The sequence below is a fragment of the Isoptericola cucumis genome (assembly GCF_014635665.1).
Lineage (GTDB): Bacteria > Actinomycetota > Actinomycetes > Actinomycetales > Cellulomonadaceae > Isoptericola > Isoptericola cucumis.
This window is the reverse complement of sequence record NZ_BMDG01000003.1, coordinates 280,893-305,590: the sequence shown is the minus strand read 5'-3', so window position 1 is coordinate 305,590 and position 24,698 is coordinate 280,893. Positions and strand designations below refer to the sequence as shown.

24 protein-coding genes are annotated in these 24,698 nt (G+C 75.5%); 9 read left to right on the top strand and 15 right to left on the bottom strand.

The features are described 5' to 3' along the window. Nucleotides 1–29: 29 nt before the first annotated feature. The 5 genes from IEW03_RS05660 to IEW03_RS05640 all read right to left on the bottom strand — a co-directional run bounded on the left by IEW03_RS05660 (nt 30) and on the right by IEW03_RS05640 (nt 6,106). Nucleotides 30–674 carry a vitamin K epoxide reductase family protein gene (locus IEW03_RS05660; protein ID WP_188522669.1) on the bottom strand — a complete coding sequence of 215 codons (645 nt, stop codon included), beginning with the start codon at nt 672–674 and terminating at the stop codon, nt 30–32. Next, nucleotides 671–1,894 (bottom strand): MFS transporter, encoded by a 1,224-nt coding sequence (locus IEW03_RS05655; protein ID WP_229737570.1) that lies wholly within the window; start codon nt 1,892–1,894, stop codon nt 671–673. Before IEW03_RS05655 ends, IEW03_RS05660 begins: the two co-directional genes overlap by 4 nt. Before the next feature lie 92 nt (nt 1,895–1,986). Continuing rightward, a complete protein-coding gene (locus IEW03_RS05650; protein ID WP_188522668.1) occupies nt 1,987–2,667 on the bottom strand; it encodes a metal-dependent transcriptional regulator in 681 nt (226 codons plus the stop codon). Nucleotides 2,668–2,676: 9 nt separating this feature from the next. After that, the gene (locus IEW03_RS05645) at nt 2,677–4,464 is read right to left on the bottom strand and encodes a metallophosphoesterase family protein (RefSeq protein ID WP_188522667.1); all 1,788 of its coding nucleotides are present in this window, start codon (nt 4,462–4,464) and stop codon (nt 2,677–2,679) included. A gap of 85 nt (nt 4,465–4,549) precedes the next feature. After that, nucleotides 4,550–6,106 (bottom strand): MFS transporter, encoded by a 1,557-nt coding sequence (locus IEW03_RS05640; protein WP_188522666.1) that lies wholly within the window; start codon nt 6,104–6,106, stop codon nt 4,550–4,552. 98 nt (nt 6,107–6,204) lie between these two features. Here IEW03_RS05640 and IEW03_RS05635 point away from each other — a divergent pair, with 98 nt between their 5' ends. Next, nucleotides 6,205–6,753 (top strand): TetR/AcrR family transcriptional regulator, encoded by a 549-nt coding sequence (locus tag IEW03_RS05635; RefSeq protein WP_188522665.1) that lies wholly within the window; start codon nt 6,205–6,207, stop codon nt 6,751–6,753. Nucleotides 6,754–6,765: 12 nt separating this feature from the next. Here IEW03_RS05635 and ku read toward each other — a convergent pair whose 3' ends face one another. Then, entirely contained in the window at nt 6,766–7,710 is a 945-nt protein-coding gene (ku, locus tag IEW03_RS05630; RefSeq protein ID WP_188522664.1) for a non-homologous end joining protein Ku, read from the bottom strand. Between the two features lie 131 nt (nt 7,711–7,841). Here ku and IEW03_RS05625 point away from each other — a divergent pair, with 131 nt between their 5' ends. Next, entirely contained in the window at nt 7,842–8,822 is a 981-nt protein-coding gene (locus IEW03_RS05625) for an NHL repeat-containing protein (RefSeq protein ID WP_188522663.1), read from the top strand. Between the two features lie 57 nt (nt 8,823–8,879). Here the strand turns inward: IEW03_RS05625 and IEW03_RS05620 are convergent, their stop codons facing one another. From IEW03_RS05620 to IEW03_RS05610, 3 genes are all read right to left on the bottom strand, one after another. Then, nucleotides 8,880–9,098, bottom strand: a complete 219-nt coding sequence (locus IEW03_RS05620) for an SCO4848 family membrane protein (RefSeq protein WP_188522662.1) — start codon at nt 9,096–9,098, stop codon at nt 8,880–8,882. Between the two features lie 65 nt (nt 9,099–9,163). Next, nucleotides 9,164–9,871 carry a response regulator gene (locus tag IEW03_RS05615; RefSeq protein ID WP_229737568.1) on the bottom strand — a complete coding sequence of 236 codons (708 nt, stop codon included), beginning with the start codon at nt 9,869–9,871 and terminating at the stop codon, nt 9,164–9,166. Beyond that, on the bottom strand, nt 9,868–11,007 hold the full coding sequence (locus IEW03_RS05610) for a sensor histidine kinase (RefSeq protein WP_229737567.1): 1,140 nt from the start codon (nt 11,005–11,007) through the stop codon (nt 9,868–9,870). Before IEW03_RS05610 ends, IEW03_RS05615 begins: the two co-directional genes overlap by 4 nt. A 112-nt stretch (nt 11,008–11,119) precedes the next feature. Between IEW03_RS05610 and IEW03_RS05605 the strand changes: the two genes are divergently transcribed. Further along, complete coding sequence (locus tag IEW03_RS05605; RefSeq protein WP_188522661.1) at nt 11,120–11,917, top strand: ABC transporter ATP-binding protein; 798 nt, start codon at nt 11,120–11,122, stop codon at nt 11,915–11,917. Then, on the top strand, nt 11,914–12,738 hold the full coding sequence (locus IEW03_RS05600) for an ABC transporter permease (protein WP_188522660.1): 825 nt from the start codon (nt 11,914–11,916) through the stop codon (nt 12,736–12,738). Before IEW03_RS05605 ends, IEW03_RS05600 begins: the two co-directional genes overlap by 4 nt. Before the next feature lie 4 nt (nt 12,739–12,742). Here the strand turns inward: IEW03_RS05600 and IEW03_RS05595 are convergent, their stop codons facing one another. Both IEW03_RS05595 and IEW03_RS05590 read right to left on the bottom strand, forming a co-directional pair. Continuing rightward, nucleotides 12,743–13,015, bottom strand: coding sequence for a glutaredoxin family protein (locus IEW03_RS05595; RefSeq protein ID WP_188522659.1), 273 nt, complete (start codon nt 13,013–13,015; stop codon nt 12,743–12,745). A gap of 42 nt (nt 13,016–13,057) precedes the next feature. Beyond that, on the bottom strand, nt 13,058–13,834 hold the full coding sequence (locus tag IEW03_RS05590) for an SDR family NAD(P)-dependent oxidoreductase (RefSeq protein ID WP_188522658.1): 777 nt from the start codon (nt 13,832–13,834) through the stop codon (nt 13,058–13,060). 106 nt (nt 13,835–13,940) lie between these two features. Between IEW03_RS05590 and IEW03_RS05585 the strand changes: the two genes are divergently transcribed. Beyond that, on the top strand, nt 13,941–14,855 hold the full coding sequence (locus IEW03_RS05585; RefSeq protein ID WP_188522657.1) for a MerR family transcriptional regulator: 915 nt from the start codon (nt 13,941–13,943) through the stop codon (nt 14,853–14,855). Between the two features lie 33 nt (nt 14,856–14,888). Here IEW03_RS05585 and IEW03_RS05580 read toward each other — a convergent pair whose 3' ends face one another. Further along, on the bottom strand, nt 14,889–15,677 hold the full coding sequence (locus IEW03_RS05580; protein WP_188522656.1) for a MerR family transcriptional regulator: 789 nt from the start codon (nt 15,675–15,677) through the stop codon (nt 14,889–14,891). Next, complete coding sequence (locus IEW03_RS05575; protein ID WP_188522655.1) at nt 15,670–16,974, bottom strand: MFS transporter; 1,305 nt, start codon at nt 16,972–16,974, stop codon at nt 15,670–15,672. The genes IEW03_RS05580 and IEW03_RS05575 overlap by 8 nt, the downstream gene beginning before the upstream one ends. A 79-nt stretch (nt 16,975–17,053) precedes the next feature. Here IEW03_RS05575 and IEW03_RS05570 point away from each other — a divergent pair, with 79 nt between their 5' ends. Then, nucleotides 17,054–19,651 (top strand): ATP-dependent DNA ligase, encoded by a 2,598-nt coding sequence (locus IEW03_RS05570; RefSeq protein WP_188522654.1) that lies wholly within the window; start codon nt 17,054–17,056, stop codon nt 19,649–19,651. Between the two features lie 24 nt (nt 19,652–19,675). Here the strand turns inward: IEW03_RS05570 and IEW03_RS05565 are convergent, their stop codons facing one another. Further along, complete coding sequence (locus IEW03_RS05565) at nt 19,676–20,317, bottom strand: response regulator (RefSeq protein ID WP_188522653.1); 642 nt, start codon at nt 20,315–20,317, stop codon at nt 19,676–19,678. Continuing rightward, nucleotides 20,314–21,465 (bottom strand): sensor histidine kinase, encoded by a 1,152-nt coding sequence (locus IEW03_RS05560; protein WP_188522652.1) that lies wholly within the window; start codon nt 21,463–21,465, stop codon nt 20,314–20,316. Before IEW03_RS05560 ends, IEW03_RS05565 begins: the two co-directional genes overlap by 4 nt. Before the next feature lie 165 nt (nt 21,466–21,630). Here IEW03_RS05560 and IEW03_RS05555 point away from each other — a divergent pair, with 165 nt between their 5' ends. The 3 genes from IEW03_RS05555 to IEW03_RS05545 are packed head-to-tail and all read left to right on the top strand — an operon-like array spanning nt 21,631 to nt 24,652. Then, nucleotides 21,631–22,263, top strand: a complete 633-nt coding sequence (locus IEW03_RS05555; protein ID WP_188522796.1) for a GlcG/HbpS family heme-binding protein — start codon at nt 21,631–21,633, stop codon at nt 22,261–22,263. After that, nucleotides 22,221–23,423 (top strand): YncE family protein, encoded by a 1,203-nt coding sequence (locus IEW03_RS05550; protein WP_188522651.1) that lies wholly within the window; start codon nt 22,221–22,223, stop codon nt 23,421–23,423. Before IEW03_RS05555 ends, IEW03_RS05550 begins: the two co-directional genes overlap by 43 nt. Further along, nucleotides 23,420–24,652: an amidohydrolase gene (locus tag IEW03_RS05545; protein ID WP_188522650.1), complete on the top strand. Its 1,233-nt coding sequence runs from the start codon at nt 23,420–23,422 to the stop codon at nt 24,650–24,652. The genes IEW03_RS05550 and IEW03_RS05545 overlap by 4 nt, the downstream gene beginning before the upstream one ends. Nucleotides 24,653–24,698: the final 46 nt, after the last annotated feature.

Genomic DNA, 24,698 nt, shown 5'->3' with positions numbered 1-24,698 from the left:
CGGCCGGCGACCGGGGTCCCGAGGCGTTTCTACAGGCCGAACGACTGGAACAGGTCCCCGCCGACGGCCAGCAGCAGCCACCCGACGGCGACGACGTACCCGATCACGAGGACGATGCCGCGGTTGCCCACGACGGCTCGGCGCACGCCCTCGCCGACGGGCAGGTGCCGCTCCTGCACGGCGCGCACGACCTGGAACCACAGCAGCGGCCACATGATCGTCCACACGACCATGCAGGCGGGGCACAGCCGCACGATGGCGTAGAAGCTGTAGCCCATGAGGAAGAAGATCAGGCCCTGGGCCACGACCGTGCCGCCGAGCAGGCACAGGTGGAACCAGCGCGGCAGCCGCGCGCCCGTGAGGAGCACCACGCCGACGGTGACCACCACGGGGAACGCCGCCACGCCGATGAACGGGTTGGGGAACCCGAGCAGCGCCCCGGCCGAGGACGTCATCGCGACGCCGCAGTCCAGGAAGAGGTTGAAGCTGCAGCTCGTGACGCGCTCCGGGTCGAGCAGCTTGAGGTACCGCTCGACCGACAGCCACAGCGAGGCTCCGAAGCCGATCGCCCCGAGCACCGTCAGGAGCGTGCCGTAGGCCCGGGGGGTCAGCCCCCGGGGTCCGGCCGCGGCGGCGTCGGCGGGGTGGGTCTCGTCGGGCACCGTGGGGCTCACGCCCGTGACGGTACCGCACGTTCCTGGGCCGACGCGGCCGGTGCCGCGGAGCCGTCTCCGCGGTCCGCGCCGGAGGGCGCGACAGCCCCTCGCTGCCGGCCGAAGGCGAGCACCATCGCCAGGCCGACCAGCGTGAGCGCCAGCCCGACCCACGCGGGAGCGAGGTACCCGTACCCGGCCGCGATGACGAGCCCGCCGAAGAACGCCCCGCTCGCGTTGCCGATGTTGAGCGCGGAGTGGCACAGCGCCGCGCCGAGCGACTGCGCCTGCGGCGAGAGGTCCATCAGCCGGGTCTGCATCGCCAGGCCGAGCACCTGGGAGGTGACCCCGAGGGCGAACAGCGCGAGGACGGCGGGCACCGGCATCGTTCCGACGAGCGCGAACACCACGAGGGAGGCGGCGGTCGCGACGAAGCCGCCGATCACGGTCCGCAGCACGTCCCGGTCCACGAGGCGCCCGCCCAGCAGCGTGCCGACCGTCATGCCGACGCCGAAGACGGCGAGCACCCACGGCACCGCGCCCTGCGTCATCCCCGACACCTTGGTCACGGTCGGCGCCACGTAGGTGTAGACGGCGAACAGCCCGCCGAAGCCGACCGCGCCAGCCGCGAACGAGATCCACAGCGGGCCGTTGCGCAGGGTGCCGAGCTCGTTCCGCACGCTGGAGTCGACGGGCCCGTGCTCGGGCACGAACCGCAGGACGCCGAGGAGCGTCACGGCGCCGAGCAGCCCCATGACGACGAACGCGACCCGCCACCCGAGCGACTGGCCGACGGCCGTGGACAGCGGCACCCCGACCACGTTCGCGACGGTGAGCCCGGTCATCATCATCGACACCGCGTGCCCGCGCCGGCCCGGGCCGGCGACCGCCGCGCCGACCGCGGCGCCGACGCCGAAGAAGGCGCCGTGCGGCAGGCCGGCGAGGAAGCGGCCGGCGACCAGCGCCTCGATCGTCGGGGCGAGGGCGGACAGCACGTTCGCCAGCGTGTAGGCGCCCATGAGCACGAGCAGCAGGCGGCGGCGCGACATGCGGGCGGCGGCGACGGTGAGCAGCGGCGCTCCCACCACCACGCCGACGGCGTAGGCGGTGATCGCGTGCCCGGCGACCGGGTCGCTCACGCCCAGGTCGGCGCCGATCTGCGGCAGCAGGCCCATCGTGGCGAACTCGGTGGTGCCGATGGTGAAGCCGCCGAGCGCGAGCGCCAGCAGAGCGAGGGTCACGGGGTGGGGTCGTCGCACGGCTGCCTCTCGAAACGATTCGACGGCGCGGCACGGAGGAACCGTGCGCACGCCGTCGGGGGAACCGGGACAGCCTACGCGGGCACGACCCAGATGCGCGACGCCGCGAGCAGGCCCAGGTCGACCGCGACGGGCTCGCCCTCCCGCTCCCAGGTCACCCCGAGGGTGCCGGCGAACTCGCGCCGCTGGGAGACCGCCACCGGCAGGTCGAGCTCGAGGCCGAGGTCGGCGAGGTAGCGCAGCGCCTCCGGGTCGGCGTCGGAGATCCGGGCCACCACGCCCTGCCGGCCGGCGTCGAGGTCCACCAGAGGCACGGCCTCCGGGCGCACCACCTGCCCGGACGGCGACGGGATGGGGTCCCCGTGCGGGTCGCGCTCCGGGTGCCCCAGCCGCGCGGCGATCCGCTCCACGAGGCGCTCCGAGACGGCGTGCTCCAGCACCTCCGCCTCGTCGTGCACCTCGTCCCACCGGTACCCGAGGTCGTGCACCAGCCACGTCTCGAGCAGCCGATGACGGCGGACCATCACCAGCGCGTACCGCCGGCCCAGGTCGGTGAGCCACACCCCGCGGTAGGGCTCGTGACCCAGCAGCCCCTGCGCGGTGAGGCGGCGCACCGTCTCCGAGACGGTGGAGGGACCGACCCCGAGCCGGTCCGCGAGCAGCCCCGTCGTGACCTTCTCGTCCGACCACTCCCCGGCGGACCAGACCGCCTTGAGGTAGTCCTGCGCGACGGGGGTCAGCTCGGCGGGGTCCACGCCCCGAGCCTACGGCCCGGGCGACGGGTCGGTGGTGCCCTCGCCCTCGGGCGGCGCCACCCCGGACGACGACAGCACGTCCTCGGCCGGCGGCACGATCTCGGGCACCGGCAGGCGGTCGCGCACGACGGCCTCCCCCGCCGGGTCGACCTCGACGAGCTGCCAGTCCACGACGCGGCGCAGCTCGGGGTCGAACCGCAGCAGCGTCATCTCCGCCGTCCCGCGCAGGGGCCCGACGGTCGGCTGGTTCGGCGCGGCGCCCGCCGTCGACGCGTTGACGTACCGGATCCCCTGCCCGACCTGCTCGGGGCCCGCGCGCCTGTGCGTGTGCCCCGACACCTGGAACGGCACGCACCCGGACTCCATGGCGTCGAGGCCCACGGGCGCCGTGTGGATCATGAGCAGGTCCACCTCGCCGTCCTCGCACGCCGTCTGGGCCAGGGCCGCGCCCTGCTCCTCCGGCGTCGTCTCGCGGGCCACGGCGGTGCCCGAGCCCACCCGGGTCTCGAGGGCGTCGCGGTCGCCGAGGATCCGCACGCCGGCGACCTCGACGACGTCGCCGTCGAGGATGACCTGCCCGTGGGCGGCCTCCTGCTTCGACGTCTCCGCCGAGTCGTGGTTGCCGTCCGCCACCACCACCTTCGTGCCGCGCGGCACCGCCGAGGCGAACGCGTCGACGCACGCCTTCTCGACGGACGTCCCGTTCGTCGTCGTGTCGCCCGCGTTGAGGAGCAGGTCGGCGTCGGACCGCTCGGCGACGGTGCGGATCAGCGGCGCCATCGCGGTGTTGCAGTGCAGGTCGGAGACGACGAGCATCGTGACCAGGTCCTCGGGGTCGGCGGACGGCGATGCCGACGCCCCGTCCGGTGTCTCGCCGGGCGTCTCCGCGGGCGTCTCGTCGGGCTGACCGGTCTCGGCCTCCGACGCTCCCGGAGCGCCGTCGCGCACCGCCTGCCGCACCTCCCACGAGTTCCACGCGTCGACCAGGTTGTCGTCGGCCGCGGCGTAGAACGCCTCGTTCTCGTCGTACAGCTCGACGAGCTGCCCGCCGTACGTGTCGATGACGCCCGACAGCCGCCCGGTGATCCGGGCGCCCTCGAGCGCCGTCCCCGCGAACACCGGCGACGCGGTCGTGCCCTGGGTGGGCGGGACGACCCCGCCGGCGACGACGGTGGTCGCGACCAGCCCGACGACCGCGACCCCCGCCGTGATCTCCCAGGTCCGGGGGGCGACGGCGGCGGCCAGCTCGCGGCGCCGCGACACGCCGAGCAGGCCGCGCAGGGCGAGGGCCCCCAGCACCAGGACCACCGCCGCCAGCGCCGTGCGCCGCACCGCGTCGACGGCGAGCGCCCACGCGACGGAGCGCACGGCGACGTCGGGGCTGGAGAAGAACTGCAGGTAGCTCTCCAGGTCCTCGCCGAGCGCGTCCAGGGTGCTGGCGGCACCCACCGCGGACAGGTCGGCCGGGATCTCCTTGACCGTGACCTCGACCCCGAGGCCGAGCGGCAGCGGCGAGTCGATCTCGACGGTGCCCAGCGGCCCGAGGTCGGCCACGACCAGACCGTCCGTGTCGACGGCGTAGACCGCCTCGTGCGGGCCGAAGCTCAGCTCGGCGGTGGCGCTGGTCACGCCGAAGACGAGGCACAGCAGCCCGCCGGCCACCCCCACCAGGGTGCGGCGCACCCAGCGCGGCGGCGTGCGCCGTTCGCGCTGCGGCGGGCGCGGCCCGTCCGGCGCGTGCTCGTCCGGCGCGTGCTCGTCCGGCGCGTGCGGTGTCGTCTCGTGCTGCTCGGTCATCGCCTCCACCCTGTCCGAACGGGCCGGGTGGCGCCAGCGACCCGCCCGGCGCCGCCCGGCGGCCCGTCCGGCGCCTCCCCGACGACTACGACCGCACGTCGCGCAGCGTCGCCAGCGCGACGCCCGCCGCGATCAGCACGGCGACGAAACCGATCGCGGACGTGACGACCACGCCGCTGCCGAACGCCGCGTGGGCGGAGTCGAGCAGCGCCTGCGCCTGGCCGGCGGGCAGCCCGGCGGCGACGTTCGCCGCCCCGCCGAGGGTCTCCGTGGCGGTGGCGGCGTCCGCGGCGGGCACGCCGTGCGGCACGACGACCGACGCCGAGTAGGACGCGGTGAGGATGCCGCCGAGCACCGCGGTGCCGAGCACCGCGCCGACCTCGTAGGCGGTCTCCGAGATGGCGGACGCCGCGCCGGCCTTGGCCGCCGGCACGCTGGACACGACGAGGTCGTTCGAGACCGTCTCGGCCGAGCCGACCCCGAGCGCGAGGACGACGAACGCCAGCGCGAGCCAGCCGACCTCGCCGCGGCCGGCCACCACGGCGGTGACGAGGTATCCCACGGCGGAGAGCCCGAGCCCGGCCGCCACGACGCGTGCCGGCCGCACCCGCCGCACGACCTTCACGACGGCGAGCCCGGCCACCACCATCGCGACCGTGCCGGGCAGCAGGACGAGGCCCGCGTCGACCGGCGACAGCCCGATCACGAGCTGCAGGTCCTGCGAGACGAAGAACAGGAAGCCGACGAGGGAGAAGACCGACAGCAGGTTGACGAGCACGCTCCCGGTGAACGCCGGGACCGCGAAGAGCCGGACGTCGAGCATGGGGTCGGGCCGGCGCAGCTGACGGCGCACGAACAGGACGCCCATCGCCACGCCGGCGGCCATCACGGCGACCGTCGGCGCCGTCGCGCCGCCCTTGGCGAGCGCCTTGATGCCGTAGACGATCGGGGTCATGGTCGCCATGACCAGCACGATCGAGAGCGGGTCGAGGCGCCCGGGCACCGGGTCGCGCGACTCGGGGACGAAGAGGGGCGCGAGGACGAGCAGGAGCGCGAGCACCGGCACGGCCAGCAGGAACACCGCACCCCACCAGAAGTGCTCGAGCAGCACGCCGCCCACGATCGGCCCGACCGCCGAGCCGGTGGCGAAGCCCGCGGCCCAGATCGCGATCGCCAGGCGGCGCTCCTCGCGGTCGGTGAAGACGTTGCGCAGCAGCGACAGGGTGGACGGCATGAGCATCGCGCCGAAGAACCCGAGCCCGGCACGGGCGGCGACGAGCGCCCCGGCCGTGGGCGCGAAGGCGGCGACGGCGGACACGACGGCGAAGCCGACCGCACCGACGAGGAGCAGCCGGCGCCGACCGACCCGGTCGGCGAGCGAGCCCATGGGCACCAGCAGGCCGGCCAGGACGAGCGGGTAGACGTCGACGATCCACAGCAGCTGCGTCCCGCTCGGCGCGAGGGCCTGCGAGATCTGCGGGAGCGCGAAGCTCAGCACCGTGTTGTCGATCGACACGAGGAGCACCGGGAGCATCAGGACGACGAGCGCCGCCCAGCGCCGCCACGCCGGGCCCGACGTCTCCGGGCCCGCGGGGCGCGCCGGATCCAGGAGGGAGGTCACAAGGGATTGCCTTTCACGCATGCCGGGACGGCCGGGGCGACGTGGTGACGTCGAACTTCCGCACCGTCCAGCCGGTATAGTAACAACTCCGCACCGGTCCCGTCGATAGGGTCGGCACCATGCCACCGCCCCCCGCCGCCCGCGCCAAGGTCCTGCACGCCTACGCCGAGATCCTGGTCGCCTCCGGCGAGCGCGCGGCCACACTCGAGGCCGTCGCCGAGCAGGCGGGCGTGTCCAAGGGCGGGCTGCTCTACCACTTCCCGTCGAAGGAGGCCCTGGCCGAAGGGCTCGTGGAGCACCTGCGCGAGCTCACCGCGGCCGACGTCGCGGCGATGCGCGGCGCCCCCGAGGGCGCGGTCGACTACCTGCTGCGGACCTCGACGGTCGTCGACGGCGAGTTCGAGCTCGTCTACCTCGCGGTCTCACGCCTCTCGCAGGGGCTCCACCCGCAGGCGGCCGCCGTGATCGACGAGGCCCAGGAGGCCTGGACCGACGCGGTCCGCGACGACGTCGGCGACCCCGTGCTCGCCCGCGCCGTCGCGCTCATGAGCGAGGGCCTCTACGCCCTCGCCACCACCGGGTCCCGGAGCCTCGACCCCACCGAGCTGGACGATCTCCTCGCCCTCGTGCACGACGTCGCGGCCGCCCGCCGCGGCGCCGACGCCTGACGGCCCGCCGGGTCAGCCGGTCTTCTTCTCCTTCTGCCGCGACGTCGAGGACGCCGGCTTCTTCGCCGGCGCCTTCCGCTTCGCGGGCGCCTTCTTCGCCGGTTCCTTCTTCGCCGGTTCCTTCTTCGCCGGCGCCTTCTTCTTCGCCGCCGGCTTCTTCTCCTCGTCCTTCGTCCCCTTCGCCCCCGAGACGCTCCGGCGCAGCGCCTCCATGAGGTCGATGACGTCGGCGTCGGTCTTCTCGGGCTGCTCGCCGAAGGTCTCCGAGGTGTCCAGCGCCTCGCCCTGCTCGATCTTCGCGTCGATGAGCTGCCGCAGCTGCGCCTGGTACTCGTCCTCGTACTCCTCGGGCGTGAAGTCGGCCTCGTAGCTGTCCACGAGCTGGGCGGACATCGCGAGCTCCTTGTCGGAGACGGTCACCGAACCGTCCAGCGACGGGAACTCGGCCTCCCGCACCTCGTCGGCCCACAGCAGGGTCTGCAGCACCAGCACCTCGTCGCGCACGCGCATCGCCGCCAGCCGGGTGCGCTGGCGCAGCGCGAACTTCACGACGGCGGTGCGGTCGGTCTCCTCCAGCGTGCGGCGCAGCAGCACGTACGCCTTGGGGCTCTTCGAGTCCGGCTCCAGGTAGTACGTGCGGTCGAGCATGATCGGGTCGATCTGGTCGCTCGGGACGAATTCCACGACCTCGATCTCGCGGTTCGCCTCCGCCGGCAGCGCGGCGAGGTCCTGCTTCGTCAGCACGACGGTGTGCTCGCCGTCGTCGTACGCGCGGTCGATGTTCTGGTACGGCACCTCCTCGCCGTCCAGCTCGCACACCCGCCGGTACCGGATGCGCCCGCCGTCCGCGTCGTGCACCTGGTGCAGGGGCACGTCGTGGTCCTCCGTGGCGCTGTACAGCTTCACCGGGACGTTGACGAGGCCGAACGTCACGGCACCCTTCCAGATGGCCCTCATCCCACCATCGTCACGCGACCTGCGACGACGCGCCAGCCCCGCCCGTCCCCCGCCGGCGCCCGCTCGTGACCGCGTGCCGACGGTCGTAGCGTGAGGACGACGCCCGATCGACGACGAAGCGAGGTCCGACCATGTTCCGACGACTCGCCGGGCACGCACCAGCGCTCGCCCTCACCGCGGCGGCGCTGGTCGCCCTCACCGCGGCTCCCGCGACCGCCGCCGTCGCCGCCGCCTCAGCACCTGCCACCGCACCCGCCCGGCACGAACGTCCGGTGCTCCCCGACCGGGTCGAGCTGCCGGACGGCTTCCTGCCCGAGGGCATCGCCACCGGCATCGGGCCGTGGGCGTGGTTCGGCTCGCGGGCGGACGGCGACATATACCGCGCGAACCTGGTCACCGGTGAGGGCCGGGTCGTGGCCCAGGGCCCCGGCACCCCGTCGGTGGGACTGAAGGTGGACCACCGCGGGCGGCTCTTCGTCGCCGGCGGCCCCTCCGGCACGGCCCGCGTCGTCGACGCCCGTACCGGCGAGCTGCTGGCCGACTACCCGCTCACCAGCGAGCCGAGCTTCGTCAACGACGTCGTCCTGGTCCAGGGTGCCGCCTGGTTCACGGACTCCCAGCGCGACGTGCTGTACCGCCTGCCGCTCGGCCGCCACGGCGCGCTGCCCGAGGCCGCCGAGACGGTGCAGCTCGGCGGCGACTGGGAGCAGGTCGACGGGTTCAACGCCAACGGGCTCACGGCCACCCCGGACGGCCGCGGGCTGCTGGTGGTCAACTCGACGACCGGCGTGCTGCACCGGGTCGACCCGGCCACGGGAGCCACGACGGTCGTGGACCTCGGCGGCGCGTCCCTGATGAACGGCGACGGCATGCTGCTGCTCGGCCGGACCCTGTACGTCGCGCGGAACACGAGCAACGTGGTCGCGGTCGTGCGGCTCGACCGCGCCGGGGCCCGTGGCACGGTGGCGCGCGAGCTGACCAGCGACGACTTCGACACCCCGACCACGCTGGCGACCTTCGCCGGTGGGCTCTACCTGCCGAACGCGCGGTTCACGACGCCACCGGAGCCCACGACGCCGTTCTGGGTCACCCGCCTGGACCTGCACCTCTGAGCCGTGCGGTCCTGAGCCGTGCGGTCCTGAGCGCCCGGCCCGGGGCCGGGCGCCCGCTCAGACGAGCGCCAGCACGCCGACGACTCCGACGAGGAGCGCCAGCACCACGGACACGCCGACCAGGACGGCGTGCACCGTGTAGAAGCGGGTGGGCCGCCCGGCGTCGTCGCGGGCGCGGGGGTCCTTCGTGACCCGCCGCCAGAACTGGGGCCAGACGACGAGGTTCCAGACGGCGGCGACGACCAGGACGAGCGAGGCGACAACAGGGAGTTCCACCCCACGAGTATCGGCCACGCGCGGGGCGGACCGGGACGCTGGTGCGCCACACCACCCCGGAGGGCTCAGGAGAGCAGCCCGTGATGCAGGGCGCGCAGCACGGCCCTGGTCCGGTCGCGGGTGTCCAGCTTGAGCAGCACCTGCGACACGTGGTTCTTCACCGTCCCCTCGGCCAGGTGCAGCAGCTCGGCGATCTCGCGGTTGGAGCAGCCCTGGGCGACCAGGCGCAGCACCTGGGTCTCGCGCTCGGTGAGGGGCTGGACCCGGGCCTCGTCCGTCCCGGTCCCCGCCTCCGGTCCCTGCCCCGCCGCCGAGCCGGAGCGCACGGCCCGCAGCAGTCGCGCGGTCACCGCCGGCTGCACGAAGGTCCCGCCGTCCGCCAGGGCGCGCACCGCCCCGGCGAGCTGCTCGACGGTGACGTCCTTGAGCAGGTAGCCCTGCGCCCCGCCGCGCAGCGCGCGCAGCACCAGCTCGTCGTCGTCGAACGTCGTGAGCACCAGCACCGGCACGTCCACCCCGCGCCGGCCCAGCTCGTCCAGCACCCACAGGCCGTCCCGGCCGGGCATGCGCAGGTCGAGCAGCGCGACGTCGGGCACGTGCTGCGCGATCGCCGCGACGCCCGACTCGCCGTCGTCCGCCTCGGCCACCACCGTCACGCCGCCGGCGATCTCGAGCAGGCTCCGGATGCCGTGGCGCACGAGCGTCTGGTCGTCGATGAGCACCACCCGCACGTCCCGCGTCGCCCCCGTCCCGGCGCCGTCCGGCGCGGTCACGACAGCACCCGCTGGGGCAGCGCGACCTCGAGCCGGAAGCCGCGGGTCCCGTCGTGCCGGACGGTGCCGCCGAGCGCCTCGACCCGCTCCGCGATCCCCCGCAGCCCGTGGCCCGGCGTCACGTCGCCGGCGGCGTAGCCGTCGTCCTGGGCCACCAGGGTGAGCCGGTCGTCGTCCACGTCCACGTCGATCCGCAGCACCGTCGCCTCCTCCGCATGCCGGACCGCGTTGGTCACCGCCTCCTGCGTGACCCGCAGCAGCGCCGCGGTCTGCTCCTCGTCGGCCCGGACGTCGTCCGCGACCCGCACCTCGACCCTCGGGTGGGGCACCGCCGCGCCGACGGCGCCCAGCGCCTCGCGCAGGTCCGGGGCCCGGCGCCGCAGCTCGCCGACGGTGGCCCGCACGTCGGCCAGCAGCTCGCGCGCCACGCTTCGCGCCCGCTCGACGTGCTCGGCCTGCGCGCCGCCGGTGCGGTGCGTGGCCGACTCCAGCTCGAGCGTGAGCACGGTGAGCTGGTGGCCGAGGAGGTCGTGCAGCTCGCGGGCGATCCGCAGCCGTTCGGACGCCCGGCTCGCCTCGTCGCGCAGCACCGCGGCAGCGGCGAGCTCGGCGTGCGCCACCGACAGCTCGGTGCGCATGCGCTGCTCGCGCTGCAGGGCGGCGCTCACGAAGGCCGACGCGACCTGGAGCAGCAGGTACAGCCCGACGCCGAACACGGCCTCCCACCACACGACGTCGTCGCCCCGCCGCTCGGCGGCGAGCACGCTGCTGATCCCGAGGGCGACCGAGTTCGCGCAGATCACCAGCCCCGTCGTCCACCAGCGCACGACGTACGTCGCCATCGCGGCACCGAACACGAGCAGGATGGGCAGCCACCCCGCGCCGGGGACACCGACCACCAGGCCACCCGCGACGAGCGTCTGCGCCGCGACACCGATGATCGCGCGGCCGCTGCCCCGGGGCTGCTGCACCACGACGACGGTCACCACGACGTAGGCGACCGCGGCGACGGCCCACGCCCACACGGGCACGAGGAACGCGTCCGGCTCGACGGCGACCGGTACGAGGACGAGGATCGCGACGCACACGCCGAGCACGGTGAGGCCCGCCATGGTGTCCGCCCCGAGTCTCCGCACGCCCCCACGCTAGGACACCGGACCGCCCGCGCGACCGTGCCGGACGTCATGGGTGCAGGTCGTGACCACCGGCACGCGCGGCGGGCACGCCGCCGTCCATAGCGTCGTGGCCATGGCACCGACGAGCCCGACGACAGCCCCGACCGCGATCGAGGCGACCGCCCTGCACAAGACCTACCGGCGCCGCGGCCGCACCACCGTGGCGGTCGACGACGTCGGCCTGCGCGTCGAGGTCGGGGAGATCGTCGGGCTGCTCGGCCGCAACGGCGCCGGCAAGTCGACGACGGTCGAGCTGGTGGCCGGGCTGCGCTCCCCCGACCGCGGCGCGGCGCGCGTCCTGGGCCTCGACCCGCAGACCGACCGCGCCACCGTGCGCGGCGTGCTCGGGGTGCAGCTCCAGACGCCCCGTCTGCACGACGCGCTGACCGTGCGCGAGCTGGTGCGCCTGCACCGGTCCTTCTACCCCGCCGGCCGCGACCCGGACGCCCTGATCGAGGCCGTCGGTCTCACGGACTCGCGGGACACCCGGTTCGAGAAGCTCTCCGGCGGGCAGCAGCAGCGCACGTCGGTCGCGGTCGCGCTCGTCGGCGACCCGCGGGTGGTGATCCTCGACGAGCTGACCACCGGCCTCGACCCGGAGGCGCGCCGCGGCATGCTCGCGATGGTGCGCCGGCTGCGCGAGGACGGCGTCACCGTGCTGCTCGTCAGCCACCACATGGACGAGGTGGAGCGCCTGTGCGACCGCGCCGTCGTGCTGGACGCCGGGCGGGTCGTCGCCGAGGGCACGCCTGCGGCGCTGGTGGCGCAGGCGGGCCTGCCCGCCGGCACCGCCCTCGAGGACGCCTACCTCGCCCTGACCGACGCCGCCCGTCCGACCGGCACGGAGAACAGCAAGGAGACCGTCCGATGACCACGTCCGCCGCACGTCCCGCCGCACGTCCCGGCACGCCCCGCGACCCCGACGACCTCCGGCCGGTGCACCCGCCGGCGCGGGCCTGGGGCGCCCTGGTGCTCGCCGAGGCGCGGATGGTCGCGCGGGACACCGCGGGGCTCGTCGTGCCGCTCGGCATGCCGGTGCTGATCCTCGTGATGAACGGAATCGCCTTCGACACGGACGTCGTGGTCCCCAGGTCCGGGGGCCGCACGGCGTTCGACGTCTACGTCCTGCCGATCACGCTGACGTTCGTCGTCGCGATGGTCGGGGTGGTCAACATGCCCAGCTTCCTCGCGGCCTACCGGCGGACCGGGATCCTGCGGCGCCTCGGCGTCACCCCCGCGTCGCCCGTCATGGTGCTGGTCGCGCAGGCCGTCGTCGGGGTCGCGCAGATCGCCCTCGGGGTCGCGGTCGCGGGCACGGTCGCGGCGCTCGCCTTCGACGCGTCGGCGCCGGCATCCCCGTGGGCGGCGCTCGGCGTCCTGGCCCTGGCCGTCGCAGCCATGTACGGCGTCGGGATGCTCGTGGCGGCCGTGGCGCCCACGCCGCAGTCGGCGGTCGCGATCGGGCTGGTCGCCTTCTTCGCCCTCGGCGCCGTCGGAGGGCTGTTCGGCCCCCGGGAGAACCTGCCCGACGCCCTGGCGCAGGTCGGCGGCGTGCTGCCCTTCGGCGCGGCGGTCGACGCGCTCACCGCCACGTGGGCCGGAGCCGCCGTGCCGGCGTCGGCCCTGCTGGGCCTCGTGGCGGCGGCGGTGGTGCCGGGGGCGGTCGCCGCCGTCCTGTTCCGCTGGGAGTGAGGCGTCAGAGGCCGGCGGCGTCCAGCTTGGCGGTGAGCTCGGCGTCCGTCGGCTCGACGAGGAACTCCCCGTCGGGGAAGACCACGACGGGGATGTTCTTGCGGCCGCTGATCGCCTCGGCGTCGTCGGCGCGCGTGGGGTCGGCCACGAGGTCGACGTTCACGTACTCGGTGCCGCGGGTGTCGAGCACCCGCTTGGCGCGGCGGCAGTCGCCGCACCACGTCGCCCCGTACATGGTGAGCGTGGCGGGCCGCTGGAGGTCGTCGGTCGTCGTCATGCCGCGCAGCATACCCCCCGGGGGTGAACGGTCCGGGCCGGGTCAGTGCACCGAGAAGCCGCCGTCGACGAAGACCGACTGCCCCGTGACGTACGCGGACGCGGCGCTCGCGAGGAAGACGGCGGCGCCCGCGAAGTCGTCCGGGAGGCCGTTGCGGCCCACCAGCGTGCGGTCCGCGAGCGCCGCCACCCTTTGCGGGTCCGACGACAGCCGCGCGTTGAGCGGCGTCATGACGAACCCCGGCACCAGGGTGTTGGCCGTCACGCCGCGCACCGACCACGCCTCCGCCTGCGACCGCGCCAGCGACTCGAGCCCGCCCTTGGACACCCCGTAGGCACCCGACTGCACGAACGCCCGGTGCGCCTGCTGGGACGACACGTGGATCAGGCGGCCGAAGCCGCGCTCGGCCATGCCCGGCCCGAACCGCTGCCCCAGCAGGAACGGCGCCTCCAGGTTGACGGCCATCGTGGCGTCCCAGGTCGCCTCGTCGAGCCCGTCCATCGGCGGGCGCAGGTTGATGCCCGCCGAGCTGACGAGGACGTCGGGCTCCCCGAAGACGGCGGCGGCCTCGTCGGCCGCGGCCCGCACCCCCTCGCGCGCAGCCAGGTCCGCGCTCACCGCGGCGGCACGGCACCCGTCGGCGGTCAGCTCGTCCACCGTCGCGGCCAGCTCGGCCTCGCGACGCGCCACGACGACGACGCTCGCGCCCGCCCGGGCGAGCGCGCCGGCGATCGCCCGGCCGATGCCGGAGCTGCCGCCGGTGACGACGGCGACGCGGCCGTCGAGGGAGAACAGGGAGGAGAGGTAGTCGGCGCTCACGCAGGTCAACCTAGTGTCCTGCCCGGTGCGCGCGTGGAGTTGCACCTACCGTCGCGTGATGTGGTCCGGTGGACCCACGTCCGCCCCACCGAGGAAGGCCCCGCTCATGCACCCGTCCCTTGTCCCGCCGCGTCAGGTCAAGATCGGTGACGCGGCGTCGTTCGTCGGCACCACACCGCGGGCGATCCGGCACTACCACGAGATCGGCCTGCTCCCCGAGCCCGAGCGGGGCAGCGACGACCGCCGTCGCTACGGCTACGACGACATGGTCCGGCTGCTGTGGATCCGCACGATGGCGGACGCCGGCATCGCCCTCGACGACATCCGCGGCGCCGTCGCCGCCACGCCCCCTGCCGGTGCCGAGGCAGACCACGACATCGCGGGCGTCCTGGAGCGGCTGGAGGAGTCCCTCGTCGCCCAGGAGGCAGAGCTGCGGCGGCAGCGGACCGCAGTGCAGCGCATGCGCACCCGCGGCAGCAGGCTGGGCGTCCTCTCCGACGTCGTCGCCGACCGCCTGGAGGGCCTGCCCGAGGGCTCCCTGCGCCAGGCGGACCTGGACGACCTGCTGGTCACCGAGCGGATCTTCGGCCCGCTCGGCGCGGCGGTCCGGGCCTCGCGCTTCATCGCCCTGGCCACCCACCCCGGCCTGCGGGAGGAGTCGGACCGTGTCGACGCCGCCGAGGAGGCGCTCGACGACACGGTCGCCGTCGACGACCCCCGCGTGGCGCAGGTGGCCGCCGACCGGCACGCCGTCGAGAGGGCGCTGGACGCCGTCATCGAGAGCTCCGGCCTGGCGGAGAGCGACGACGCGCTCTTCGACTCCTGGGACGCCCTGCACCCGTCGACCCCCGAGACCGCCGGTGCCGGGCAGGACGCGGACGGTCACGTCTCCGGCAGCGGGCGGGCGTCCATGAGCGCGGCCGAAGCCTCCGGGAAGCTGCCCTACGACCTCTCCCCGGCACGCCTGCGCTGCCAGGAGCTGGTCACCGAGCTCGACGCCCGCGAGCCCCCCGCCCCCTAGACGGCGCTCCCTCGACGAGCCCGGCGTGCGGAGTCAGGCCCCTCGCGCGGGCCCGTCGGCGTCGGGGCCCGCGAGCCGGGTCAGGCCCGCCTCGATGAGGTCGAGCGCCTCGCGCTGGCGCGGCCGCAGCAGGTCCGCGGAGTGCTCCCCGAGGAACGCCGCGGCCCGGTCGAATCCCGGCAGCGGCTCGCTCACCGCGAGCTCGGTCACGAGCGCCCCGAAGGCCTCGACGAAGCCCTCGGCCACGGCGTCCACCTCCTGGTCGTCGCTGCCGGCGTCGAGCCGGCCGAAGCGCTCGGTGAGGCCCGCCAGCACGTCGACCACGTCGTGCGCGCTGAGGCGCCGGTAGAACTCGGCGAGGTGCTGCCTGCCCTCCTCCCCCACGAGGTGGGAGACGAGCACGGCCTGGTCCCGGTCCGCGCGCACGAGGTCGGGCGAGATCCCGGCCGCGGCGAAGGCGGCCATCGCCGGGGCGAGCTCGGGCGGCAGGTCCGGCGCCGCGCGGTGCTCGCGCAGGCGGGCCACCACCTCGCGCTGCCGGGTGAGCCGGGAGATGTGGTCGGCCAGCTCGCGGTCGAGCTCGTCGAGCAGCGGGGCGCCGTCCGCGTCGGCGCCGTCGTCGAGGAGCTCCGGCATCCGCTCCAGCGCGATGCCCAGCGCCGCGAGGCGCCGGATGCGCAGCACCCGCACCAGGTCGTGGACGTCGTAGCTGCGGTAGTCGTTCGTGTCCCGGGGCGGCTCGGCGAGCACGCCGACCTGGTGGTAGTGCCGCAGGGTCCGGACGCTGACCCCGGCGAGCCGCGCCAGCTCGGCGCTACGCACGGCCCGCCACCGCCGGGGCCTCGTCCCGCGCCGCGGGGTCGTCCACGGGTCCCAGGTCTCGCAGCGACCGGGCCAGCAGCCCGACGACGGCGGCGACCACCCAGGCGCCGGCGACGACGGCCGCCGCGACCCCGACGCTCACGTACTCGGTCAGCACGGCGGCGACGACGATCCCGACGGGCGGAGCGGCAGTCATGACCGCATTCTGCGTGCCCATGATCCGTCCGCGCATGTGCTCGGGGATGCGTTCGATCATCAGCACCCCGATCAGGCCGCCGAACATCCCGCTGGCGAGCCCGACGACGAACGCCCCGGCCAGGACCGTCCACACGGAGCCCAGCACGGCGACCACGACGAATCCGGCGGTGGTGCCGACGATCCCGACGCGGAACCAGACCTGGCGTCGGCCCCGAGCCCCGGCGACCGCGTACACGGCGCCGCCGACCAGCATCCCCGCGCCGAGAGCGCTGAGGACGAAGCCGAGCATGCCCGGCTGCCCGACCACGGTGAAGTACACCGGGAGGACCAGCCCCTGCATCGCCGCCAGGACCGTCACGGACGCCACGCTGAGCATCGTCGTCACCACGAGGAACCGGCTGCGCGACAGGACGCGCCACCCGTCGCGCAGCTGCGCCCACCCGCTCGGGCTCGGCGCGGCGGTCGGGCCGGCGTCCGCAGCGCCGAGGGCCCCGGTGACGCGGCCGGCCTCGTCGGCGGGCGCGGCGATCGCGCCGACGCGATGCGGGATCAGCAGCGTGAGCAGGGCCGCCGCGAACGACGTCGCGGCGGTGATCCACAGGACCGTGGAGCCGTCGAACGCCACCATGAGCCCGCCCGCCAGCGCGGGACCGAGCAGCAGCGCAGCCGCGCCCAACGACTCCCTGATCCCCAGGAGGCGTTCCGCGCCGATACCGCCGTGCCGCACGACCGCCGGCAGCAGGGCCTCCCGGGCGGTCATGCCCGGCACGTCGCCGAGCGAGCCGACGACGCCGAACAGGATGAACCAGCCCAGGCTCAGCCCCGAGACCATGTCGATCACCGGCAGCGCGGCGACGGACGCCGCCGACACGAGGTCGGTGACGACCGACGACGTGCGCCGGTTGATCCGGTCGATGACCACCCCCATCAGCAGGCCCGCCAGCACGGCGGGGACGGCGGTCGCGGCCGCGACGGCGCCCGCGCCGAGCGCGCTGCCGGTGACCTGCAGCACGATGAGGGGGAAGGCGATGCCGGCGATCGAGTTGCCCAGCAGCGACAGGAGGTAGGAGGCGAGGTAGGCGACCGGGATGCGTCTCATGGGGCCGAGTAAGAACTATGACGTAGGGGCGGGGTCAACCCCGGCTGCGCACAGCACCGGCCCGCGCCACCATGGGCGCATGCCACGCTCCTCGTCGCGGTCGTCGTCACCCGCGCCGCAGACCGTCTCCGTCGACGGCCGGCGCCTGCAGCTCACCAACCTCGACAAGGTGTACTACCCGGCCACGGGCACCACGAAGGGCGAGGTGCTGCAGTACCTGGCGCAGGTGGCGCCCGCGCTGCTGCCGCACGCCGCGCACCGGCCGGCGACGCGCAAGCGCTGGCCGGACGGCGTCGCCGGCCAGGTGTTCTTCCAGAAGAACCTCGACGCGTCCACGCCGTCGTGGGTGCCGCGGCGCTCCATCAAGCACCGCACGTCCACGAACGACTACGTGCTGGTGAACGACCTGGCGACGCTCACCTGGCTGGGGCAGACCGCCACGATCGAGATCCACGTGCCGCAGTGGCAGTTCGGCCGCACCGGCACCCCGCTTCCCCCGGACCGCCTGGTCCTCGACCTCGACCCCGGGCCGGGGGCCGGGCTCGCCGAGTGCGCGGAGGTGGCGCGGCTCGCCCGCGACGTCCTCGTGGGGATGGGCCTCGAGCCGTTCCCGGTGACCAGCGGCTCCAAGGGGATCCACCTGTACGCGGCGCTGACGGGCGACGCCGTCGGGGCGACCTCCGAGCTCACGTCCGACCACGTGTCCGCCGTCGCCAAGGAGCTGGCCCGGCACCTGGAGTCGGAGCACCCGGACCTGGTGGTGAGCGACATGAAGAAGTCGCTGCGCGCGGGCAAGGTGCTCGTGGACTGGTCGCAGAACAACGGCGCCAAGACCACGATCGCCCCGTACTCGCTGCGCGGGCGCGACCACCCCACCGTCGCGGCGCCGCGCACGTGGGCGGAGCTCGACGACCCCGACCTGCGCCACCTCACCTACCCCGAGGTGCTGGAGCGCCTGGAGCGCGACGGGGATCTCCTGGCCCCCCTGGCGGCGGGGCACCTCGCCCAGCTCGAGCCGACGCCCGAGCGCATGGCGACGTTCGACCACGCGCCGTCGGACCGGCTGGCGGCGTACCGCGCCAAGCGCGACCCCGACAGGACCCCGGAGCCCTTCGGCCCCGCGGCCTCCGGGGCGGCCGGGGACGGCGACGCCCCCACGTTCGTCATCCAGGAGCACCACGCCCGCCGGCTGCACTGGGACTTCCGGCTCGAGCACGAGGGCGTGCTCGTGAGCTGGGCGCTGCCGAAGGGCGAGCCCACCGACCCGAAACAGAACCACCTCGCCGTCCAGACGGAGGACCACCCCCTGGAGTACGGGGCGTTCGAGGGCTCGATCCCGGCCGGCGAGTACGGCGCCGGGGAGGTGACGATCTGGGACGCCGGGACGTACGACCTGGAGAAGTGGCGCGAGGGCGAGGTGATCGCCACGTTGCACAGCGAGCGCCGGGGCTCCCGGCGCCTCGCCCTCATCCGCACCGGCGGCCGGGGCGGGACCGACGAGAACTCGTGGCTCATCCACCGCACGAAGCAGCAGCCGGGCGAAGGCGAGCGGGACGAGCACGGCGACCATGACGAGCACGTCGACGACGGCGAGGCCGGCGAGCGGGGCGGGGGACCGCAGGACGGCGAGCCGGACCACGTGGCGCACGCTGCCGTGCCCGCGCCGCGCCCGATGCTCGCGACCACCGCGCCCCCGGCGGCGCTGGCCCGGCTCGACCCCGACGACTGGGCGTTCGAGGTCAAATGGGACGGCTTCCGCGCCGTCGTCGAGGTGACCGCCGACGGCGCGGACGACGCGCGCGTGCGGCTCACGTCCCGCTCCGGCCAGGACCTCACCCCGACGTTCCCGGAGCTGCAGGCGCTGGCGGAGATGGTCGCGCGCGACGACCTCCCCCTCGTGCTCGACGGCGAGATCGTGGCGCTCGACGCGGACGGGCGCCCGGAGTTCCGCCGCCTGCAGCAGCGGGCCAACCTCACCCGGCCGCGCGACGTCGAGAAGGCGCGCCGCGCGGTGCGCGTCGACCTCGTGCTGTTCGACGTGCTGCGCGTGGCCGGGCGGTCGCTCGAGCGCCGGGCCTACACCGACCGCCGCGCCGAGCTCGAGCGGGTGGTCGCGCCCCGGCGCCCGGTGCACGTGCCCGCCGCGCTGGACGGCGACCTCGACGAGGCGCTGGAGACCTCCCGCCTCATGCGGTTGGAGGGGGTGGTCGCCAAGCGGCGCGGCTCGACCTACACGCCGGGCGCGCGCTCGCGCGACTGGCTGAAGGTCAAGCACGCCCGCACCCAGGAGGTGGTCGTGGTGGGCTGGCGGCCGCTGCACGCCGGGACGGGGCGCGAGGACGCGCGGGTCGCGGGGTCGCTGCTGCTGGCGGTGCCGGACGCCGACGGCACGCTGCGGTACGTCGGCAAGGTGGGCACGGGCTTCCGGGAGGCCGACCGGCGCCAGGTGGTGCGGCGGCTGCGCCGGGTCGACCGCGCCCCGCTGGACGACGTGCCCCGCCCCGAGGCCGCGCACGCCCGGTGGGCCGCGCCGGAACGGGTCGCGGAGGTCTCCTACGGCGACTGGACGAGCGACCCGGAGCACCCGTCCCCCGACGACCCGCCTCGCCTGCGGCACGCCGTGTGGCGCGGCTGGCGCACGGACAAGTCGCCGGCCGACGTGACCGTCGAGGGCTGAGCGGGCCCGGCCGAGCGGCCCGTGTCAGCGCACCGTCTGGCCGCGCAGCGCGAGCGCGACGGCGGCGGCCCGGGAGTCGACGCCGAGCTTGGCGTACACGTGGGCGAGGTGCGTCTTGACGGTCGCCTCGGAGATGAACAGCCGCCGCCCGAGCTCGCGGTTGCTCAGCCCCTGGGCGAGCAGCGTGAGCAGCTCGGCCTCGCGCGGGGTGAGGGCGCTCCCGGGGTTCTGGGCCTGCTGCAGCAGCCGCGACGCGACGGGCGGTGAGAGCACGCTGCGCCCGACGACGGCCCCGCGCACGGCCGCGAAGATCTCCGCCGGCGGGGCGTCCTTGAGCACGTACCCGATGGCGCCGGCGTCGACGACGCGCACCACGTCCGCGTCCGTGTCGTAGGCGCTGAAGACCAGCACCGGGACCTGGGGGTGCGCGGCCCGCACGGCGCGCGTCGCCGCCACCCCGTCCATGCCGTCGCCCAGCGCGAGGTCCATGACGACCAGGTCGGGGTCGAGCGCGGCCACCTCGCCGAGCGCCTCCTCGCCGGACGACGCCTGCCCGACGACCTCGATGTCCGCCTGCGAGTCGAGCAGGGCGCGCAGCCCCGCCCGGACCACGTGGTGGTCGTCGACCAGCAGCACGGTGATGGGGCCCGTCGTCGGTCCGGTCATCGCGCGCCCTCCTCCCGTCCGGCCCCGGCCGGCAGCTGCACGCCGACCACGGTGCCCTCCCCGGGCGTGCTCTCCACGGTGATCGTCCCACCGAGCTGCTCGACCCGCTGGCGCATGGCGCGCAGCCCGAAGCCGCCCGTGGCGCCGACCGTCCGGGACGCGACGGCGCCCACGTCGAACCCGCGGCCGTCGTCGAAGACGTCGAGCGCCACGGCGTCCGGCAGGTAGGTGATCGTGAGCCCGAGCCGCGCGGGCCCGGCGTGCCGGCGCGTGTTGGCCACCGCGCTCTGCGCGATGCGCGCCAGGGCGTGCGCCACGTCCGGGCCGACGCCGGTGCGCTCGCCGACCACGGTCAGCTCGGCGTCCGGCACGTGCCGGCGCGCGGCCGACAGCACGGCAGCCTCCAGCTCGGCCGGGGCGACGCCGTCGCGCGCCACGGCAGGCTCCACGAGGTCGTGCACCAGCTCGCGCGTCTGCCCGAGCGCCCCCCGCACGACGACGGCGGCCTGCCGCACGTCGTCGCGCGCGGTGTCCCGGGTGTCGCCGGAGGGGTCGTCCCAGCGCTGGTCCGCGGCCTCCAGGTGCAGCACGGCCGACGACAGGGACTGCGCGAGGGTGTCGTGGATCTCGCGCGCGACGCGTTCCCGCTCGGCGAGCACCGCGACCTCGCGCTGCAGGCGCACGCGCTCGGTCGCCTGCCGCACGATCGCGTCGTAGGCGAGGCTGAGCAGCACGGCCACGACGAGCGGCGCGACGGCGGCCGCCCAGTCGGTCCCGCCGGACAGCTGCCACAGGGCCGCGCCGGTGACGACGGCCACGGCCCCCACGAGCACGTGCGCCCCGGGGGCGGGCACGAGGCTGCGGCAGACGAAGAACAGCGGGATCGCCGACCACGCGAAGCTCGGCGCGACGAGCACGAGCACGAGCCAGCCCGCGAGCAGCAGGCCGAGGACGACGTGCGCCGCGGCCGTCGCAGGCCGCCGCGCGAGCACGACGAGCACGGCGTACGCGGCGCCGACCCCGAGGGTCAGCAGCACCACGAGCCACCACCGCCCGCCGGGGCCGTGGTTCGTCAGGTAGCGCAGGGCCGACGTCACGACCAGGGCGGCGAACGCGACGTGCACCCCGCGGGTGAGGGAGACGGGCACGAGCGTCCACGCTAGCCCGCCGGCGGCGGACCGCACCTCATCCGTTCGGATGAGAGCCGGCGCGACGTCGAGCCGATGCCCGGGCAGGCCGCCGCGTCGGAGCCTGGTGGCACCCCCGCACCGGGGGCCGTTCCAGACGCGAGAGGCAGCACCATGACCGAGACCATGCCCGGCAACGGGCACACCGCCGCAGACCGTCACCCCCGTCGCCGCGCGACCGTCCTCGCCCTCGCGGGCGTCGCCGTCGTCGCCACCGCCGGGATCGCCGCGACGACCCTCACCGCCCCGGGCGCGGAGGCGGACGCGCCGCCGGCGGCACAGTCCGTCGAGCAGGCCGCCGAGCAGTCCGTCGGGCAGGGCGCGGGCAAGGGCGGCCCGGACGTGCAGGACGTGCCGCGCGTGACGGTGGCGGGCGCGACGCGGGCCGCCGAGGCGGCGCTCGCCGAGTGCCAGGCGCAGGACGTGCCGTTCGTCACCGTGGCGGTCGTCGACCGCAACGGCCAGGTGCAGGCGATGCTCCGCGGCGACGACGCGGCCGAGCACACGCTCGAGGCCGCCCAGCGCAAGGCGTACACCGCGGCGGCGTTCGGCGCCCCGACGAGCGAGCTCGCCGAGCGGGTCGCGGACCACGGCCCGTCGATTGCGGACCTGCCGGGCACGATGTACCTCGCCGGCGGCGTGCCCGTGAAGGACGGGGACGCGTCGATCGCCGGCATCGGCGTGGGTGGCGCGCCCGACGGCGCGGTCGACGAGTCGTGCGCCGCGGCCGGGCTCGAGACGCTGAAGGGGCTGAGCTGACCTCCCGGCGACGGGGCGCCGCCCTCGCCCTGCTCGCGCTGCTCGGCGTCGCGGCCTGCGCGCCCGCGACGCCGAGCGGTGCGCCGCCGGGCCCCTCGTCACCGGACACCACGCCCCGGCGGCTCCTGCTGGCCACGCTGGCGGAGGGCGACGCGCTCGCCGTCGTCGACCCGCGCGACCGCCGCGGGTCCGCCGTCGTGGACGAGATCCCCGTGGGCGCGGCTCCGTGGGACGTGGCCGTGCACGAGGAGACCGGGCGCGCGTTCGTCTCGACGGCCGAGGGGGTCGCCGTGGTCGACCTCGAAGCCGGCCGGCGCACCGAACTGCTGCGCTACCGGCACGCGCCCGACCACGTCGCGCACGGCGAGTACCGGCCGGGCGGGCTGGGCCTCGCGGTCTCCCCCGACGGCGAGACGGTGCACGTCGCGGTGAGCACGGGCGACCGGTCGTACCTGGAGTCCATCGACGTGAGCAGCGGCGACGTCCGCCGGTCCACGCCCGTCGGGCTGCGCCCGTTCGACGTGCTGCTCGGCGACGACGGCGCCGAGGTCTACACGGTCGACCACGACGCGTTCACGGTGACGGTCGTCGACGTCCGGCCCGGCGGCGGTACGGGCGAGGCGCGCCCGATCCAGGTCGCGCCGTTCGGCACCGAGGGCGGGCTCGCGTCGTTCGAGAAGCCGCACTACGCGGTGCTCGACGACGGCGACCTGCTGCTGCCGTACCAGGGGCGGGCGCTCGCCCGGGTCGACCCCGACAGCGGCGAGGTGTCCACCACCGAGCTCGCCGCCGACACCCACCAGCACGGCGTGGCCCGGGCGGACGACGGCACGCTCGTCGTCGCCGGCAACGGACCGTTCGGCAACGCCGGCTCCGGCCCGAGCATCGAGGTCGTGGCCCCGGACGGCGGCTCCACCGTGCTGCCCACCGACCGCCGGCACGAGACGGTCAGCACGTGGCGCGGCGCAGAAGGCAGGCTGTTCGGGGTGCTCGCCGGTGGGTACACGCAGGACGGGTGGTGGGACGGTATGACCGTGGTGCCGCTCGACGACGCCCTCGCCGGCACCGACACGTCCTACGAGATCCGCGTCCCGGGCCGGCCGGAGACGGTCGTCCCGGTCACGCTCCCCGACACGACAGACGAGGAAGACGCCTCATGACCAGCTCCCCCACCGCCGTCACCGTCCTGCGCGACGTCCGCCCCTGGGGCGGCGGGCACAGCGACCTGCACGTGGCCGACGGCGTCATCACCGCCGTCGTCCCGCACGACGCGGACCGAGCCGAGGGCTCCGCCGACGCCGGGGAAGGCGCCGTCGACGGCGTCGTCGACGGCCGCGGCCTGCTGGCGCTGCCGGGGCTGGTGAACGCGCACGCGCACGTGGACAAGTCGTGGTGGGGCAAGCCGTGGGTGAGCTACGGCGGCGAGGGCGGCGTCCTGGGCCGGATCGCGCACGAGCGGGCGCACCGCGACGAGCTCGGCATCCCTGGCGTGGACGTCACGCTGGCCGTGCTGCGCGAGTCCGTCCGCACCGGCACGACCGCCCTGCGCACGCACGTGGACGTCGACCTCGGCGTCGGGTTGCGCGGCATCGAGGCGGTGCGCGAGGCGGTCGCCGCCCTGGGCGGCGCCGTGCACGCCGAGATCGTCGCCTTCCCGCAGGACGGCGTGCTGCGGCGGCCGGGCGTGCTGGACCTGCTCGACCGTGCGGCCGTGGCCGGGGCCGAGCACGTGGGCGGGCTCGACCCGGCGTCGATCGACCGCGACCCGGTCGGCCAGCTCGACGGGCTGTTCGCGATCGCGGAGCGGCGCGGCGTCGGGATCGACGTGCACCTGCACGACGGCGGCGAGCTCGGCGCGTTCCAGGTCGAGCTGATGATCGACCGCACCCTGCGCGCCGGGCTGCAGGGCCGGGTCAACGTGGCGCACGGCTTCGCCGTCGGCCAGCTGCCCGCCGCCCGCCAGGCGGACCTGGTCGCGACGATGGGCGAGGCCGGGATCACCATGACCACGGTGGCCCCGATCGGGGCCGCTCCCCTGCCGCTGCTCGCGCTGCGCGCCGCCGGCGTGCCCGTCGGCCTGGGCACCGACGGCATCCGCGACCTGTGGTCGCCCTACGGCACGGGCGACCTGCTCGCCCTCACCACGCAGCTCGCGCGGCTCTCCGGCTTCCGCCACGACGAGGAGCTGGTCACCGCGGCGCGCGTCGCGTCGTGCGACGCCGCGCGCTTCGTCGGGCGCCCGGCGCACGACCTCGTCGTCGGCGCGCCCGCCGACGTCGTCCTCGTCGACGCCGAGAACGTGCCCGACGCGGTGGTCCGCGCCCCGCGGCGCGCCCTGGTCGTCGCGGGCGGGAGGGTCGTCGCCCGCGACGGCGACGTGCTGGTCTGACGGCGCGGATCGTGAAGCACCGGTTCACGCCGGTGCGGACTTCCGT